The sequence below is a fragment of the Micromonospora sp. NBC_00860 genome, from assembly GCF_045207375.1.
Taxonomy (GTDB): Bacteria; Actinomycetota; Actinomycetes; order Mycobacteriales; family Micromonosporaceae; genus Micromonospora; species Micromonospora vinacea.
On sequence record NZ_CP108825.1, the window covers coordinates 4,591,457 to 4,607,179 of the forward strand.

11 protein-coding genes are annotated in these 15,723 nt (G+C 70.4%); 4 read left to right on the forward strand and 7 right to left on the reverse strand.

Translation table 11 applies throughout. The features are described 5' to 3' along the window. Positions 1 to 49 precede the first annotated feature (49 nt). The gene (locus OH804_RS20975; RefSeq protein WP_406059003.1) at positions 50 to 4,018 is read right to left on the reverse strand and encodes a CARDB domain-containing protein; all 3,969 of its coding nucleotides are present in this window, start codon (positions 4,016 to 4,018) and stop codon (positions 50 to 52) included. A 450-nt stretch (positions 4,019 to 4,468) separates the two neighbouring features. Further along, positions 4,469 to 5,020 carry a GNAT family N-acetyltransferase gene (locus tag OH804_RS20980; protein ID WP_196921553.1) on the reverse strand — a complete coding sequence of 184 codons (552 nt, stop codon included), beginning with the start codon at positions 5,018 to 5,020 and terminating at the stop codon, positions 4,469 to 4,471. 51 nt (positions 5,021 to 5,071) lie between these two features. Between OH804_RS20980 and OH804_RS20985 the strand changes: the two genes are divergently transcribed. Beyond that, a complete protein-coding gene (locus OH804_RS20985; RefSeq protein WP_196921552.1) occupies positions 5,072 to 5,932 on the forward strand; it encodes a YhjD/YihY/BrkB family envelope integrity protein in 861 nt (286 codons plus the stop codon). Between the two features lie 81 nt (positions 5,933 to 6,013). Here the strand turns inward: OH804_RS20985 and OH804_RS20990 are convergent, their stop codons facing one another. Genes OH804_RS20990 through OH804_RS21005 form a run of 4 tightly spaced genes read right to left on the reverse strand, consistent with a single transcriptional unit; the run spans position 6,014 to position 9,645 of the window. Next, the gene (locus OH804_RS20990; protein ID WP_372432968.1) at positions 6,014 to 7,225 is read right to left on the reverse strand and encodes an ABC transporter permease; all 1,212 of its coding nucleotides are present in this window, start codon (positions 7,223 to 7,225) and stop codon (positions 6,014 to 6,016) included. Next, the gene (locus OH804_RS20995) at positions 7,222 to 7,911 is read right to left on the reverse strand and encodes an ABC transporter ATP-binding protein (RefSeq protein WP_196924813.1); all 690 of its coding nucleotides are present in this window, start codon (positions 7,909 to 7,911) and stop codon (positions 7,222 to 7,224) included. The genes OH804_RS20990 and OH804_RS20995 overlap by 4 nt, the downstream gene beginning before the upstream one ends. Further along, the gene (locus OH804_RS21000; RefSeq protein ID WP_196921551.1) at positions 7,911 to 9,044 is read right to left on the reverse strand and encodes a peptidoglycan-binding domain-containing protein; all 1,134 of its coding nucleotides are present in this window, start codon (positions 9,042 to 9,044) and stop codon (positions 7,911 to 7,913) included. The genes OH804_RS20995 and OH804_RS21000 overlap by 1 nt, the downstream gene beginning before the upstream one ends. Then, on the reverse strand, positions 9,031 to 9,645 hold the full coding sequence (locus tag OH804_RS21005) for a hypothetical protein (protein ID WP_196921550.1): 615 nt from the start codon (positions 9,643 to 9,645) through the stop codon (positions 9,031 to 9,033). Before OH804_RS21005 ends, OH804_RS21000 begins: the two co-directional genes overlap by 14 nt. A 113-nt stretch (positions 9,646 to 9,758) precedes the next feature. Between OH804_RS21005 and OH804_RS21010 the strand changes: the two genes are divergently transcribed. The 3 genes from OH804_RS21010 to OH804_RS21020 all read left to right on the forward strand — a co-directional run bounded on the left by OH804_RS21010 (position 9,759) and on the right by OH804_RS21020 (position 14,007). After that, complete coding sequence (locus OH804_RS21010) at positions 9,759 to 10,457, forward strand: response regulator transcription factor (RefSeq protein ID WP_196921549.1); 699 nt, start codon at positions 9,759 to 9,761, stop codon at positions 10,455 to 10,457. Beyond that, entirely contained in the window at positions 10,447 to 12,291 is a 1,845-nt protein-coding gene (locus OH804_RS21015) for an ATP-binding protein (protein WP_406059007.1), read from the forward strand. The genes OH804_RS21010 and OH804_RS21015 overlap by 11 nt, the downstream gene beginning before the upstream one ends. A gap of 120 nt (positions 12,292 to 12,411) precedes the next feature. Next, a complete protein-coding gene (locus tag OH804_RS21020) occupies positions 12,412 to 14,007 on the forward strand; it encodes an NAD(P)/FAD-dependent oxidoreductase (protein WP_196921548.1) in 1,596 nt (531 codons plus the stop codon). 99 nt (positions 14,008 to 14,106) lie between these two features. Here the strand turns inward: OH804_RS21020 and OH804_RS21025 are convergent, their stop codons facing one another. Beyond that, positions 14,107 to 15,687, reverse strand: coding sequence for a Rieske 2Fe-2S domain-containing protein (locus tag OH804_RS21025; protein ID WP_196921547.1), 1,581 nt, complete (start codon positions 15,685 to 15,687; stop codon positions 14,107 to 14,109). Positions 15,688 to 15,723 lie beyond the last annotated feature (36 nt).

Consider the following 15,723-nt stretch of genomic DNA (forward strand, 5'->3'; position numbering starts at 1 on the left):
ATCGTGCGGGATCGTCGACCAGGGGCCGCCGGAGCGGCCCCGGTCGGGGTCAGCCGCCGTTGATGACGAACTGTGAGCCCGGCTGGATGACGATGTTGCCGTCGGCCGAGTTGGTGATTGTCACGTTCGTCAGGTTGGCGTTGCCGCGTGCGCCGCTCATCGCGAGGATGCCGGCGCCGTTGTTGGATTTGTCGATCCGCACGTTGGTGATGGCGACGTTCGGCATGTTGCCACCGCCGTTCTTGAACTGGATGCCGTCGTACGTGGAGTCGATGATGTCGGTGTCGCGGATGGTGACCCCGACGATGTCCCTGGTGGAGGGGAAGAGGGTGATGGCACCGAACTCCTGGTCCTCGTTCCAGAACGCGCCGCCGGTGCGGTAGAGCCCGTTGTTGGCGATCAGCGTCGTGCCGGAGAACGGCAGCGGGTCGTGGTCGGTCGCCAGCATGATGCCCGGGTAATTGGCGGTGTCGTAGATCAGGTTGTTCTCGATCGAGTTGTCGTAGCCGCCGTAGATGGCGATGCCGTTGGCCCGCCAGGGCAGTTGGATGGTGTTGTTGACGAAGTGGTTGTCGTGGGCGATGTCGACGGTGCGGTCCTTGACGTACGGGTTGGCCCAGACGGCGAGCGCGTCGTCACCGGTGGTCCGGAAGGACGAGTTGAACACCCGCGAGTTACGCGTGCCGTTGCTGAAGTTGATGCCGTCGGCGTACGTGTTGCGGATCCGCATGCCGCTGAAGTCCAGCCCGTCGGCCGGCCCCCACAGGTCGGGGATGTTGTCGTAGTCGCGGCCCACCCAGACGCCCACGTTGGCGTGCTCGATCCAGACGTTGCTGATCCGGGTGCCGGTACCGAAGCGACCGTTCAGACCGACGCCGCCCTCGGCGTTGCCGTCACCGCCGCGGATCCGGCCGGAGCCGAAGATGGCGATGTCGGAGATCTGGGTGTTCTTGTCGATGTCGAAGCCGAAGTTGCCCTCGTGCGGGTGGTTGATGCCGCCCACCACGTTCTGCGGTTCGGTCAGCGTGTAGAGCTGCGAGTGCCACATGCCGGCGCCCCGGATGGTGACGTTGCTGATGCCGACCTGGTTGTGCGTGCCCCGGTTCAGCGGGTCGTCGGTCAGGATCTTCTGCTCCTGCCGCCACTGCCCGGCGGGGATCCAGACGCAGCTGATGACACCGTTCTGGTCGTCGGTCACCGCCCGCTGGATGGCGGCGGTGTCGTCGAGCCCGTCGTTCGGGACCGCACCGTACGAGGTGATCGAGGTGCAACCGGTCGGCTGGCTCGCCGCCGGCGCCACCTGCTCCAGATCGATCATGTCGATGACGTAGAAGGAGGCAGTGTCACCCGAGTCGCGCTGCAACTTGAACCGGGTGCCGGCCGGGTACGACTGCGCCAGCAAGGCGTTCGACTCGTCGAAGAGCCGTCGGGCGTCGGCCTGCGGGGTGTTGGTCAGCGCCTCCGGACCGTCGGTGTTGCCGTAGAGCCAGCTGTGCTTGGACGACAGTGTCAACTTCCGGGAGAAGACGTCGTTGACGTAGAGGCTGATGGTCGCCTCGATGCCGCCGCCACCGGGCGCGTCCGGGATGGAGTTGCGCACCACTATGGAATTGGCCTGGTTGGCCGAGGTGAACTCGACGAACTGGCCGGTGCTGGCGAGTCGTACCGACTTGCGCCCCGAGGACTCGCTGGCGAAGTTGGTGTGCCCGAAGGTGCGCAGCGGGTCGGTCTCCAGCAGCGTGCCCTGGTAACGGCCGGCCTCGGCCTCGTAGGAGACGTACGGGACGGCAGCCCCGCGGCCGACCACGATCGACTGGCTGAACGCGTTGTTTGTCTCGTTGGTCTCGGTGACCACGTTCGTGGCGTCGGCGGTGGCGGTGATGGTGGCGCCGCCGCTGGTGGCGGTCCAGCTGCCGCTGACGGCCACTGTGACCGTCGCGCCGGCCGCGATCGAGGCGGTGTTGGTGTTGAGCGTGGTGCTGCCCGCGACCAGCCGGGTGACTGTGGTCGCGCCGGTCGCGGTGGTGCCCCGGTTGCGGACCGTCACGGTGAAGGTGACGGACGCCCCGACGGCCGGGTTCGGCGGGTTCGAGGCGATGCTGAGCACCTGGAGGTCGGGGCCGGGGGCCTGCGCCACCACCAGCGGTGACGCGGCCGTGAAGCTGTTGTTGCCGTTGTTCTGCTCGACGATCGTGTTCGCCGGGTCGACCACCGCCGAGACGGCGTAGCTGCCCATCGGCCGGGTGCCGGCGTTGAACGAAACCGTGGTCGAGGCGCCCGCGGCGAGCGCGCCCACCGAGGCGCTGCCGACGACAGCGCCGGCCAGGCTGAAGTTCACTGTGGTCGCGCCGGCGGCGGCGGAGCCGATGTTCTGCACCACGGCGGAGAGGGTGACCGGGGAGACCTCGCTGGGCGACGTGGGCGACCAGGTCACCGAGCTGACGACCAGGTCCGGGTTGGGCGCCGGGGTGCCGCACACCTCCAGCTCGGCGACCTGGCCGGACGGGGCGCCGGTGTTGCCGGTGAACCGCAACTGCACGTCAGCGGTGGTGGCGGTGACCGGGATGGTCACCACGTTGCTGCCCTGGGCGAACTGGTAGGCCGCCGCCGACACCAGGCTGGTGTACGAGGACGACGCCTGGTCGCGACCGAGGACCTGGATGGTCTGGGTACGGGTGCCCCAGGCCGGGTCCGGGTTGAGCTTCACCGTGACACCGGAGATGGAGTGGTTCGCGCCCAGCGCCACTGTCAGGTTCTGCGGGTAGCTCGCCGCGCCCTCCCAGTAGGTGGTCAGCTGCCCGTCGTTCGCCTTGTCCGGGGTGAAGCTGAAGGTGGAGCCACTCGCCGTCATGCTCTTGCCCTGCGCCACGTTGGTGCAGGCGGGCGGGTTGCTGCCGGTCCGGGTGACGGTGTTGCTGTTGCCGGAGAGGTTGCCGGCGCCGTCGCGGGCGCGGACGTAATAGGACACGGTCGCCGTCGCCGGTTGGGTGTCCTGGTAGGTGAGGACGGTGCCCAGCGTGGCGATCAGGTTGCCGCCCCGGTAGACGTTGTAGCCGGCGAGACCGCTGCCGCCGGAGTCGGTGGAGGCCCCCCAGTTGAGCGTGATCGTGCTGCCCGACGTGCTCTGCGACAGCGTCCCGGGGACGCTCGGCGCGGTGGTGTCACCGCTGCCGGTACGGGTCACCGTGTTGCTGTTGCCGGAGAGGTTGCCAGCGGCGTCGCGCGCCCGGACGTGATACGACACGGTCGCCGTCGCCGGCTGGGTGTCGTTGAAGGTGGTCACGTTGCCGATTGACTGGAGGAACGCGCCGTTGCGGTAGACGTCGTAGCCGGCGATGCCGCTGCCGCCCGCGTTGTCGGTGGACGCGACCCAGTTGAGGCTGATGGTGGTGCCCGACTGGGTGTACGAGAGGTTGCCCGGCACGCTCGGCGCGGTGGTGTCCGGGGTGGTGCCGCCGCTGCCGTACACCTCCAGCTCGGAGAGCTGCCCGGCCGGCCAGCCGCTGTTGGCGGTGATGGTGATGCGGACGTAGCGGGTGGAGGTCGAGCTGAAGTTGATCGTGGCGGTGCTGCCGCTCGCCGGGTTGAAGGTGTACGTCTGTGACCCGACCAGGTCGATGAAGGACGAACCGTTGGCACTGCCTCGCACGCTCAGCGTCTGCGTCCGGGTCCCCCAACCGGAGGTCGGCAGCTTCAGCACTACCTGGTTGACGCTCTGCGACGCGCCGAGATCGACCTGCACCCACTGCGGGAACGCGTTGTTGACGCTCTCCCAGTAGCTGCCCGCGTTGCCGTCGACGACCTTCGACGAGTCGTAGACGTCGGCGTGGCCGCTCTCCTGGGTGGGACGGCCCTGGGCGAGGTTGGTGGCCGCCGGGGCGAAGCCGGCGCTCGGTGCTGCTGCCGACTCGGCGGGGCCGGCGGCGGCCGGGTTCGCGACGGCGGTCGCCCCGGCCGTGGCGATCAGCGCGGCGGCGGCCGTGGCCGCCACCATCCTGAACAGATTCGTTCGTCTCATCACTGTCCTTGTCGTCGGGGGACGGTTGCCGCGGTGGCTGGACCACGGGGGTGGGGGTGCGGCGGTGCAGCGCCGGCCGACGCGAACGGGCCGGTGTCGAGAGAGACGGGGTGGCACGGGCGGCGCGGGGGCGCCGCTCGTCCCGGAAACACCAGATGGGTACGACCATCAACGGGCCTCCCCAGGAGGCCCGTTGAATCTTCCGAGAGCGTGCGCAGAACCATGCACGCCTTTGTCAAAATCTTGCGTTACTTTGGCCCAAAGGTTACTGACGTGCTACGGGAGCGTCAACACTTCGACACCCGTGACTATTGACGGACTTGTCTGCCCTGATGGCCGTCGTCCCCGCTGAACTGCCCACAATTTCGGGGAAGGTGCCACCTCCCGACGACTGGAGGCCACACCTTCCCCGAAGTTGCGCGGATCTTGCGTCAGGTCGTACGGGAACGATCAGGCATCTGGAGCCGTCAAAACGAAGGTCTCCAGCAGCTCTCCGCCGTACCAGTCGGTGCGCTGGCCCACATGGGTCATGCCCAGCCTCCGAGCGACAGCCATCGACGGCTCGTTGCCCGGCGACACGACCGCGTAGATCTCCCGGGTGCCGGCGGCGAACTCCCGCGCGACGAGCACACGAGCGGCTTCGGTGGCGTAGCCGTGACCCCACGAGTCGGGGTGCAGGTGCCACCCCGTCTCGATGTCCTCGGTACGCACCGCCTCGTCCCGCCCCGGCAGCGGCTTGAGCAGCGCCGTACCGACCACCTGACCGGTCTCACGTACCTCGACCGCCCAGGTGCCGTACCGGCCACCGTCGTCGGCGTGCCGGTCCTGCCAGATCCGCAGCCGCTCGACGGCCTGGGCCGGGTCCGTCATCGGCAGGCCCGGCGAGGCGCCCAACCAGCGGGTGATCTCCGGACGGCGGTAGATGTCGTAGATCCGGGCCAGGTCGGCCGGATCGTCGGTCCAGTCACGCAGGATCAGGCGTTCGGTGGTGAGAACAGTCATGGTCGGCGATCTTAAGGAGTGGCGGGGCCGACGACAGGGAAGGAGGACCCGATGGGCAACGGCTGGCAGCGCGCGAAACGGATCACCAGTGCCGCGTTCCGTCCGGTGCGCGGACGGGACCTGTCGCTGCACGCCGCCGCGATCACCTTCTACGGGGCGATCGCTGTGGTGCCGGTCGCCCTGCTGGCGATCTGGCTCACCGCACTGGTGGCCGGGGCCGACCGGGTACGCCGGCTCACCTCGTACGCCGTGGAGGCCCTGCCCACCGCGATCGGCGCGCCCCGCGCGGTGGAGGCGCTGGTCGACGCCGGGGTGGGGTTGACCCCGCTGCTGGCGCTGGCCTCCCTGCTGCCCGCCTCGCTCTACGGCGAGGGCCTGCGGCGGGCTTTCGTCTCGGTGGCCGCTCCCCTTTCCGACGAGCACCTGGTCGGCTGGCGGGGTCGGCTCCTGCTGTTGCCACTGCTCGCACCGGCCCCCGCGCTGCTGCTGTCGATCCTGCTGGCGCTCCCGCTCACCACCCGCCTCGTCCGCCAGGGCGGGTGGCTCGGTGTGCTCGGCGTGGTGCTGTCGTTCCTGGCGGTCTGGCTGGTGCTCACGCCGGTGCTGGTGTGGGTGTTCCGGGTCGTCGGGCCGGCCTCACCGGACTGGCTTTCCACCCTCGGCATCGGGTCGTTCACCGCGGCGAACCTCTCCGGTTTCCTGCACGGCTTCGTGCTCTTCGCCTCCCTCCCACTGGACCTGGGCGTGCCGTTCGGCGGCTTCGACGAGATCGGCGGCGGCGTCGCCGTCCTCCTCTGGCTCTACCTGTTCCACGTGATCGTCCTGGCCGGCTACTCCGCCACCCTGGCCCTCTCCCGCTGGCGCACCACCCACCCCAACACCCCCACCCCCACCCCCACCCCGCCGGGTTGATCAAGAGGTTGGCGTCACCGCGAGGCCATTCCTTGACGAAAACCTCTTGATCATCGGGAGGGGTGAGGCGGGGGCAGGGGGTTAGGGGGTGGAGAGGGCTTCGGTAGGGGTTAGGCGGGCGGCTCGGATGGACGGGTAGACGCCGGCGATCACCCCTACCAGGAGGGCGCCGGCTATCCCGCCTACCACCGCGGTCAGCGGGATGGTGGGCGGCCAGCCCTGGTAGCTGGCGTAGCCGACAGTCGCGAGCACTCCGAGGGCTGCCCCGGCCGTGCCGCCGAGCACGCTGAGCAACACCGACTCGGTGAGGAACTGCACCCGGATCTGGCCACGGTTCGCGCCGAGCGCCCGGCGCAGGCCGATCTCCCGACGGCGCTCCAACACCGAGATGACCATCGTGTTGGCCACGCCGATCCCACCGACCAGAAGGGCGACCGCCGCCAACCCGAGGAACAGCGCGGAGAAGCTGTCCTCGGTGGCCCGTTTCGCGGCGAGCGCGTCGGAGGGGCGGCTGACCTGGACCAGCCCGGGCAGCTGCGGGTTGAGGGTGGCCGGCAGCACGGCACGGACGTCCTCCAACGCGTCCTCTCTCGCCCGCAGGTAGACGACTGTGGGGTGACCGTCGAAGCCGAGCATGGCCTTGGCGGCGTCCCAGCCGACCAGCACCGATCGGTCGAGATCCGGGGAGAGCGGCAACGGGTCCAGGATGCCGATCACTGTGAACCAGCGCTCGCCGATGAACACCTGGGGTGGTTGCCGGGGATCCACTGTGGCGAAGCCGAGCCTGCTCGCCGCGACGTAGCCGAGGACGGCGGTCGGGAGCCGGGCCGTCCCGGCGTCGAGGGCCCGGCCGCTGCGGATCCGGCCGTTGACGGTCCCCAACAGGTCCGGCCGGGACGCGAGCACACTGAGCCCGGACGTGTCGTACCGGTCGAGCAGGTCGTTGCGGCGTACGGCGGTGTGGGTGTTCGCGACCGCGCTCGCCGTGTGGACCGGCCCGATCCGCGACGCCATGGCGGCGGCGTCCTCCGGCAGGAGGACCGGCGGGTTCTGATCCGGCACGGGCTCGGCCCGCAGCAGGTTGGTGCCGAGGGCGGAGAGCTGGTCCATCAGGTCGCGCTGGCTGGACGCGGGGATCCCCACCACGACGACCAACGTGGCGATGCCGATGGAGATGCCCAGAGCGGAGAGGACGGCCCGCATCCGGCGGGTGGTCAGCCCGAGCAATCCAAGCCGGAGTACGTCCGCCGGGGCGAGCCGGGTCGACCGGGCGACACCCGGGCGGGCGCTCACGCCCCGCTCCCGGCAACGGTGTCGGCGACGATCCGGCCGTCGCGGATCTCCACCTGTCGAGGCGTACGGGCGGCGAGATCGCGGTCGTGGGTGATCACGGCGATGGTGGTGCCCTCCGCGTTGAGGTCCGTGAGCAGGGCCAGAACCGCCTCCCCGTTGACCGTGTCGAGGGCGCCGGTCGGCTCGTCGGCCAGCACCAGCGCCGGCTCGTTGACGAGTGCCCGAGCTATCGCCACCCGCTGCCGCTCCCCGCCGGAGAGCTGCTGCGGCAGGTGGTCGACCCGGTGCGCCAGGCCGACCCGGGCCAACGCCTCGATGGCGGTTCGGCGGCGGCGACGGCGGGGCACCCCGGCGTAGAGCAGGCCGGTGGCGACGTTCTCGGCGGCATCCAGCCCGTCGGTGAGGTGGAACTGTTGGAAGACGAAGCCCAGCCAGCGGCCCCGCAGCGCGGAGAGCCGACGGTCTGACAGCGCGGTGACCTCCTGCCCGGCCACGCGCACGCGGCCGCTGGTCGGCAGGTCGAGGGTGCCCATGATGTTCAGCAACGTGGACTTGCCGGACCCGGAGGGCCCGACGATGGCGAGCATCTCGCCAGCGCGCACGGTCAGTGAGACGTCGTCCAGCGCGGTCACCCCGCCGGGGTACGTCCTACTGACCCCCTCGACGTTCAGCACCGGCTCGGCGATCACGATGCCGTCACCACGTCGAGGCCCTCGGTCACGCCGGTGCCGCTGATCTCGACCAGACCCCTGGCGAACATCCCGGTCTCCACGGCCACCAACCCACCGTCGGGCAGTTGCAGCGCATGCCCGCCCTCGCGGAGCGCCACCAGCGCGCCGACCGGCACCGCCAGCACGTCCTTGTGGACGGAGGTGGTGAACCGGACCTGGACCGCGGCCGCGTCCAGCTTGGCCACGTCCGCCGCCCGGGTCGGGGCGACGAGGACGTCCACCGTCGGGGGGCTGCCCTGCCCGGTGCCGCCGTCCGGGCCACCGCCACGCACCGTCTGGGAGATCGAGGCGACTTTGGCCGGGATCTCGGAGCTGTCGGGCAGGGCGACGACCACGGCGGCGCCGACCGTGATGGTGCCGACCTCGGTGGCCCCGACCGGCACGGTGACCAGCTTGACCTTCTCGGTGACGGCAAGCAGCTCACCGGCGACCGGGTCACCGGGCAGCGCCTTCACCGCGCTGACCCGGGCCGGCCCGCTCAGCACCGCGACCTGCCCGACCCCGATCGTGCCGGTGGGATCCAGGCCGACGGCCTTCTGCCACTTCTTGATCGCGGCGACGAGGCTTCCGGTGAGCACTGCCTGACCCGTGCCGATCTTCGTGCCGTCGGTGCCCCGGGACGGCTGCGAGCCGGTGTGGTAGCCCAGCGCCGTCAGGTTGTCCCACACGATCCGTACGTCGCTGCCCACCAGTCCGGGTTTGTCGAGCGTGCGAAAGAGCGGGGTCCCGCCGAACAGCACCGGCACGGGTCGGTCGTTGACCCGGTAGAGCGGCTTGCCCCGGGCCACAGTGTCGCCCACCTTCGGCAGCCGGGTGACGACACCCTCCCCGGCGCCCTTCACCACCCGTTCCGGGCCGAAGCCGAGCGTGCCGTTGAGCGAGCGGGTGTCCGACAGGTCGGCCCGGGTCACAGTCGTCGTGGCCACCGATGGTGGGGTGCTCGCAACGTCGCCGTCGGCGTGACGTCGCAGCGCCAGCACCCCGACGCCGGCACCCACGGCGATCACCAGGGTCACCGTCGCCACCACGATCGCGGTACGCCGGGTCGTCCGCCGACCACGATCGTCGGTCGGACTACTTCTTGGCACCGAAGATCTCCATCGTGCATTCCCTCTCGGCCTTGTCCAGCGCGGGACCCTCAAGGCCGCCGGCCGGGTCGGCGACCCCGTCGTCGTAGGTCCAGCCGGAGCCGTCCGGCAGCGAGTGGATCTTCATACCGCGTCCACGTAGGCACTGGACGTAGTCGTTCCACTGGCTCACGTAGTTCGGGTTCTTCTCCGGGTCCAGCTCCGGCGGCTGGAGCGGCAGTTTGTTCGCGCACGCCACGTACGCCGCCTTCGGTTCCCCGCTCTGGTCGAGGGACAGACCCGTACCGTCCCCCACCGGGCCGGGTTGTGACCGGCCCTCGTTCAGCTTCACGCCGTTGTCATGCAGGCAGATGTTGTACGTCCCCCAGAGCCGCTCCTCCTCCTCGTCGGTCATGTCCAGGCGTAACTGCGGCCGACCGTTCGCGGCACCACCGGCGGGGGTGGTGTTCACCGGGGCGGACGGGGTGGTGAGCGACGCGACGTCACCGCTGGCGGTGCCCTTGTCGGCGTTGGACGCGCCGCCGCCGCAGCCGGTGAGGGCGACCGCGAGCACTGTGACCGCGGCGAGCCCGGCCGCGACCCGATGGGTTGAGTTGGTCATGACGTGGAGCTTCACGCCCACCTGTCAGAGACCTGTCAGGAACCGGTCGTCATCCGATAGCCCCAGCTCAGCGGCCGCGCTGGAACCGGCGGGTGCCACGTACAGTCGCTGCCGTGTGTGCGTACGTGCTGGTAGCCGAGGACGACCCGAAGCAGGCGGAGTTGGCGCGCCGGTATCTGGAACGCGAGGGGCACGAGGTGGTCGTGGTGTCCGACGGGCGGGCCGCCCTGGAGCGGATCCGGCAGCGGCCCCCGGAGCTGCTGGTCCTCGACGTGATGATGCCGAAGGTCGACGGCCTGGACGTCTGTCGCATCCTGCGCCGGGAGTCCGACCTTCCGGTGCTCATGCTGACCGCCCGGTCGACCGAGGACGACCTGCTGCTCGGACTCGACCTGGGCGCCGACGACTACATGACGAAGCCGTACAGCCCGCGTGAACTGGTTGCCCGGGCCCGCAGCCTGCTGCGCCGGGGCCAGCGGACGGCGCAGGCGGACCCTGTGCTGCGGGTCGGCGCCGTGCACGTCGACCCGGTGCGCCACGAGGTACGCAGCGACGGACGCCTCGTCGACTGCACCCCCGGCGAGTTCCAACTGCTCCAGGCGATGGCCGCCCAGCCCGCCCGGGCGTTCACCCGGGATCAGCTCCTGGGCTACCTGCACGGGTTCGACAGGTACATCACCAACCGGACCGTGGACGTGCACGTCATGAACCTCCGCCGGAAGATCGAACCGAACCCGCGCAAGCCGGCCCGGCTGGTGACCGTGTACGGCGTTGGATACAAGTTGGTCGAAGAGTCATCCCGTGTCGGGTGAGGTTCCGCTGCGCCGCAGCCTGCTGCTGCGACTGCTGGCGCTGGCCATCCTCATCGCCATCGGCTCGATCGCGGCTACCGCGTGGCTGGCCGTCCGCACCACCACCGGAGCGATCCGACAGGAGCAGGGGCAGGCGCTCGCCGACGACGCCCGCATCTACGACACAGTGCTCGCGTACGCGGCGACCCACCCGAACTGGGACGGGGTCGACGCGGCCCTTCGGCCGCTCGCCCAGGACGTCGGCCGCCGGATCGCCCTGACCACCGACACCGGTGCGCCGATCGCGGACTCGGCACCCGGCGCGGGCCCGCTGCCGACGACGTCGTCGGCGACCGTCGACGCGCTGGCCGTCGACACCGCCCTGATGCCCGGGACCACCCCGCCGACCGGCGGTGACGGCGGCACCAGCCGCATCGACCCGCGCACCACCGGGCCGTACCTGCTGCCGCCCGAGGAACGCGCGGCGCTGCGCGACAGGGCGGCCCAAGCGGTCCAGTGTCTCCGGATGCGAGCGCAGATCGACGCCAGCGTCGTGGACGGGCCCACCGGCCGCCCACGGATCGACACCCCCGGCACCGACCTCGCCGACAGTGCCGCCTGTATCCAGCTGAGAGAGGACCTCGCCGCTCACACGGCCACCGAGGGGAAGGCGCTCGCCCAGCTCAACGCCCTGGTGAACACCTGCCTGGCGCGGCGGCGACTGCCCGCCGTGCAGGTGGACCTGAACTGGACCTGGACGAGGCAGCCGGCGGCCAGCGCACCAGACTCCCGGAGCGCGGCCGGCGTCGACCAGGAGCACAACCGCGCGGTCAGCGCCTGCGTCGGCACCAGTCGACGTGAACAGCTCATCCCGTACGTCGCCCCGGCCGCGACCCTCTTCGTCAGCGACCCGGGCGGCCACCCCTCGACCACCTTCGACCTCTCCCCTGCCAACCAGACGCGCATCGTCGCGGTCGCCGGTCTCGTCCTGCTGGTGACGATCGGCTTCACCGTCCTCGCCGGCATCCGGCTGACCCGCCCGCTGCACGCCCTGACCGGGGCGGCCCAGCGGATGCGCGACGGCGACGGGTCCGCCCGGGTCCGGGTGTCCGGTCGCGACGAGATCGCCCGGCTGGCCGAGGTCTTCAACGACATGGCCGAACGGCGCGAGCGGCTGGAGCAGCTGCGCCGGGCCATGGTCAGCGACATCGCCCACGAGATGCGTACGCCGGTGAGCAACATCCGGGGCTGGCTCGAAGCGGTCGAGGACGGCGTCGCGGCCCCCGACCGGCGGCTGCTCTCCTCACTGCTGGAGGAAGCGACAGTGCTCCAGCACGTGATCACCGACCTGCAGGACCTGGCCGAGGCAGACGCGGGCGCGCTGCGGCTGCACCGCGAACGGGTCTACCTCACCGACCTGCTCGCCCAGGTCGGTGAGGCGCACCGGGTCCAGGCCGACCGGGTCGGCGTCACCATCACGGTACGTACCGAGGCCGACCCCCAGGTGGACGCCGACCCGGTGCGACTCCGTCAGGCCGTCGGCAACCTGGTCGCCAACGCGGTACGGCACACCCCGTCGGGCGGGCGCGTGACGATCAGCGCCAGCGCGACCGACGCCGAGGTCATCGTCTCCGTGACCGACACCGGCAGCGGCATCAGCGCCGAGGATCTGCCCCGGGTCTTCGACCGCTTCTGGCGGGCCGAGAAGTCCCGGAGCCGGCAGACCGGCGGCAGTGGCCTGGGCCTCGCCATCGTGCGCAAACTCATCGAAGCCCACGGTGGCACGGTCAGCGCCACCAGCACCCCCACCCAAGGGTCCACCTTCGCCCTCCACCTACCCCCTCCCCACCCCTGAACCGGTGATCAAGAGGTTTGCGTCACCGGAGGGCCGTCGAACGACGCAAACCTCTTGATCACCGAGGACGCGCGCGGAAGGGCTGACCTGGCCGGGCGGCGCGGACTAGGCTGCCGCGGCATGAGCAGTGAGATTCCGGCCCGCGCCGATGTCGTGATCGTCGGTGCCGGGCACAACGGTCTGGTCTCCGCGGTCCTGCTGGCCCGCGCCGGCCTGGACGTCCTCGTGTTGGAGGCCGCCGACGTGATCGGCGGCGCGACGCGCACCGAGAACCCGTTCCCGAAGGTGCCGGGGCTACGCCACTCCACCGGCTCGTACCTGCTCGGGCTGATGCCCCCGGAGCTGCTCGCCACGCTCGACGTACGGATCCCGGTGCTGCGCCGCGACCCGCACTACTTCCTGCCCACCCCGGGCGGCCTCGGCTCGCCGTACCTGCTCTTCGGCAGTGACACCGCCGCCACCCGGGCGCAGCTCGCCGAGTTCTTCTCCCCCGCCGACGTGGCCGCCGACGATGCCATGCAGGCCGAGTTGGCCGCGCTGCGCGAAGACCTCGCCCCGGCCTGGTTGGCGGAGCCGCTGAGCGTCGAGGAGACCGCCGAGCGGCACGTTCGCCCGGCGTTGCGCCAGGTCTTCGTCGACCTCGTGCAGGGCTCGGTCGCCGACTACCTGGCCCGGTTCGAGTTCCGCTCGGAGCTGCTGGTCAGCATGTACGCGGTCACCGACGGGCTGTCCGGGCTCAACGCCGGCCCCGACGACCCCGGCACCGGTCACAACTTCCTCGTGCACAACATGTGCAGACTGCCCGGCTCCGGCGGCACCTGGATGATCGCCGAGGGTGGGATGGGCACGGTCTCCCGGACGTTCGCCGAGGCCGCGCGCGCCGCCGGAGCGACGATTCTGACCGGTACGCCGGTGCACGCGGTGACACTGGACGGCGGCGCGGCGAGCGGAGTGGTACTGGCCGACGGCCGGGAGGTCGCCGCCCGGGTGGTGCTCGGCGCGTGCGACCCGTACCGCTTGATGGACCTGTTGCCCGACGGCGCGTTGCCGGCGCGGCTCGGCGAACGGATGGCGGCGGTCCGCCGGCCCGGCACCACGCTCAAGCTCAACCTGGCGCTCACCGGCCTGCCGAACTTCTCCTGCCTGCCGGCCGGTACGCCGAGCCCGTTCGGCTCGACCATCCACCTGCTGCCCGGGTCCGCGTCGCTGGTCGGCGGGGCGGAGGCGTCGCCGATGACCGCGCTGCGCGCGATGTGGGCGGACGTGCAGGCCGGGCTGCTGCCCTCGGAGCCCACCATCGAGTGGTACCTGCACACCACCGTCGACCCGTCGCTCTCCGACGCCGCCGGGCACCACTCCTCGGCGCTCTTCGTGCAGTCCGTCCCCTACGAGCTGGCCGGCACCACCTGGGACGCGGAGCTGCCCGGCTACGTCGACCGGCTCGTCGGGATCGTCGAGCGGTACGCGCCCGGGACCGCCGACCTGATCGCCGACGCGGTGCCGCTGCCGCCGCCCGGCATCGAGGAGCACTTCGGCATCACCGGCGGGCACATCCACCACGTCGACAACACCGTCTCGTTCACCGACCGGATGCCCTACGCCACCGGCATCGACGGCGTGTACGCCGGCAGCGCCGGCTGCCACCCGGCCGGCAGCGTCATCGGCGCGGCCGGCCACAACGCCGCCCGCAAGATCCTCACCGACCTGGGCAGCTAACCCGAACTCCCCGCGATCTTGCACTTTCGGCCGCCGCTATGGGTGGTATGCCCTGGTTCGGCGGGACAGAAAGTGCAAGATCGCGGCGGTGAGGTGGGGTCAGATCACTGCCTCGCCGGCGGGGGCCGGGGTCTCCGCGTCTACGCGGTGGGCTCTCACCTTGTGGCCGACGCTGGTCAGGCAGCGGCCGCTGGGCAGGTCGAAGCGCCAGCCGTGCAGCTGGCAGGTGAGCTGGTCGCCGTCGACGATGCCGAATCGGGTCAGGTCCGCCTTCAGGTGCGGGCAGCGCCGCTGCACCACCCAGTCGCCCAACGTGATGTCCTCGGCGTCGGTGCTGCGCTCGTGCTCGTCGTACCAGCCCTCGGCGTACTGGAGCCGCTCCTCGGAAAGGCACTTGAAGAACGCGTAGACGAACTCGTTGTACTGGCCGATCCGGGCCGCCGAGAACCGGCAGGACAGGAAGAGCGAGTTGACCCAGTCCACCTCGTCGATGAAAAGCAGGTGCTCGATCAGCGACCGCTCGGTCCGGAACCGGTAGCGCACCTTCTCGTCCGCGTACGGCCGGACCTCCTTGCCCGGGAAGTCCACCACGATCGACTCGACGCTTTCACCGTCATACCCCACCAGGTCGAAGCGGACCGGGCCGCCGACCCCCTTGGCCAGGTAGATCGACTCGTCGAGCAGCGGCTCGATCCGACGCTTCATCTCGCCGAGCACGTCCACCTCGGGGTGCCGCCAGGACGCCTTCTCCGCCTCGATGATCGGGCGCTTGCGCTCCCGCATCTCCTCCAGGTGGGCGACCTTGTTCGCGAAGAACTCCTCCACCGGCACCGGGTGGGTGGTGCTCGCGCCCTCTGTGGTGACCTCGGCGACGCTGCCCGGCAGCAGGACGATCCCGTTGGTGCCGCCGACCTTGGCGTACTCCGACAGGAAGACGGACTGGTCGGGGAAGATGTTGCCCTCGTCGCCGTGGATGTCGTTGAACTGCCACAGGGCGTCGTCGAGGAAGCACGGCGGGCCGGCGATCGGGAAGACGTGCGACGCCTTCAGGTCGTCGATGTACCGCCAGGTCCGGTCGAACTGCCGGTCCCGCTTCTGCTTGCCGAACGCGGTCTTCGCCGCCTGCGGCAGTTCGTAGACCATCGGGTACCAGATCGCACCGGAGAACTGGAGCAGGTGCGCGTGCACGTGCCCCAACTCGGCGAAGACGCTCAGGTCGGTGGGGCGGGCGTCGTTCTGGTTGAGCAGCCGCACACCCTCGTACTCCACCCAGAGCGAGGAGTCGCCGATCGGCCCGTCGGTCGGGCTGGTCAACGCCTGAATCATGATCTTCAGGCCGCCGGGCAACTCCACCACCTGCTCGTTGGGCGCCTTCAGGAACTTGGTGAAGCCCAGCGCCCGGAACTCGTCCTCCATCTCCGAGGTCGGGAACTCGGGGAGCAGGACCGTGGCGTCCTTGGAAACGAAGTCGCGCAGGTGCTTCGCGTCGAAGTGGTCCCGGTGCAGGTGGGAGACGTACAGGTAGTCGACCTGCCCCAGGGTTTCCCAGTCCAACAGTGAATTGTCCGGGAACGGGAACCACGACGCGAAGTAGGCCGGATTCACCCACGGGTCGCACAGGATGCTGCCCGCGGCCGTGTCGATCCGCATGCTGGCGTGCCCGGTTCCGGTCACTCGCACCGCACAGTCCCCCTCAAACAGACAATCAGGTGTACG